The following is a 1,126-nucleotide window of genomic DNA, read 5'->3' on the forward strand; positions in this document are numbered from 1 at the left end:
CGGTTCTTGTGACCTGTTTTGCCCGGGGGCCGAGACTACGCGGCGGTCGCGGCTTCCGCCTCGGCGGGTGCTGCGGACGCGGCCGCAACGGCAGCGGCGGCGTCTTCCTGGGCCTTCTTCAGCAGGGCTGCGCGCTCCTGCGCCTTCTTGCCCGGCAGGGCCTTGTTCGGGTTCGAGCGGGCCGGACGCTTGGCGATGCCGGCCTCGTCGAGGAAGCGCAGCACGCGGTCGGTCGGCTGGGCGCCGTGCGAGAGCCAGTGCTTGACGCGGTCGGCGTCGACCTTCACGCGTTCGCCGTCCTTCGGCAGCAGCGGGTTCCACGAGCCGAGCGCCTCGATGAAACGGCCGTCGCGCGGCGAACGGGCGTCGGCGACGACGACGTGGTAATAGGGACGCTTCTTCGAGCCCGCACGGGCCAGTCTGATCTTCAGTGCCATTCTTTATCTCCTAACAAGCTCTGAGTTGGTTGATTGGGTTGCGGCTTTGGCGTTGTGCAAGTCGTAATCCCAAGACCGCTGCGCAGTTGGGCGACATGCACCAGCTTCAGCCGGTTTTCGTCACGCCGTTGTTAGCGGCGATCTGTTCGTGATGCCGGATAACTTCGCGGATGACGAAGTTCAGAAATTTCTCCGCGAAATCCGGATCGAGATGCGCATCCTTCGCCAGTTGGCGCAGGCGGGCGATCTGCTGCTGCTCGCGCGCCGGGTCGGCCGGCGGCAGGCCATGCTCGGCCTTCAGCACGCCGACCGCCTTGGTGCAGCGGAAGCGCTCAGCCAGCATATGAATGAGGGCGGCGTCGATGTTGTCGATCGAAGCGCGGTAGCCCGCCAGAACGGCGCGTGCCTCGGCCATGTCCTTCTCTTCGTTCATCGCCCCTCACTTCTTCTTGCCAAGGCCAGGCAGCCCGCCGCCGCCGAGACCGGGAAGGCCCGGCAGTTTCATGCCGCCGGGCAGGCCCGGCAACCCGCCGCCGGGAAGTCCGCCGGGCAGCCCGCCCGGCAGGCCTTTGCCGAGACCGGCAGCCTGGGCCTGCTTCTGCAAGGCCTCCAGCTGCTTCGGGTCCATCTTGGAAAGGTCGGGCATGCCGCCGCCGGGCATCATGCCGCCAAGGCCCATCTTCGAGGCA

2 protein-coding genes and 1 pseudogene are annotated in these 1,126 nt (G+C 67.1%); all 3 read right to left on the bottom strand.

The genetic code is table 11. The annotated features are described in order from the left end of the window. Positions 1 to 35: 35 nt before the first annotated feature. On the bottom strand, positions 36 to 437 hold the full coding sequence (gene rpsP, locus EOA60_RS34090; RefSeq protein ID WP_128312680.1) for a 30S ribosomal protein S16: 402 nt from the start codon (positions 435 to 437) through the stop codon (positions 36 to 38). Positions 438 to 543: 106 nt separating this feature from the next. Continuing rightward, positions 544 to 870 (bottom strand): chorismate mutase, encoded by a 327-nt coding sequence (locus EOA60_RS34095; protein ID WP_066991680.1) that lies wholly within the window; start codon positions 868 to 870, stop codon positions 544 to 546. A gap of 6 nt (positions 871 to 876) precedes the next feature. Next, positions 877 to 1,126: pseudogene (locus EOA60_RS34100) on the bottom strand (signal recognition particle protein); the annotation flags it as partial.

This window comes from Mesorhizobium sp. M1A.F.Ca.IN.020.06.1.1 (assembly GCF_004023265.1).
In the GTDB taxonomy this organism is placed as follows: Bacteria; Pseudomonadota; Alphaproteobacteria; order Rhizobiales; family Rhizobiaceae; genus Mesorhizobium.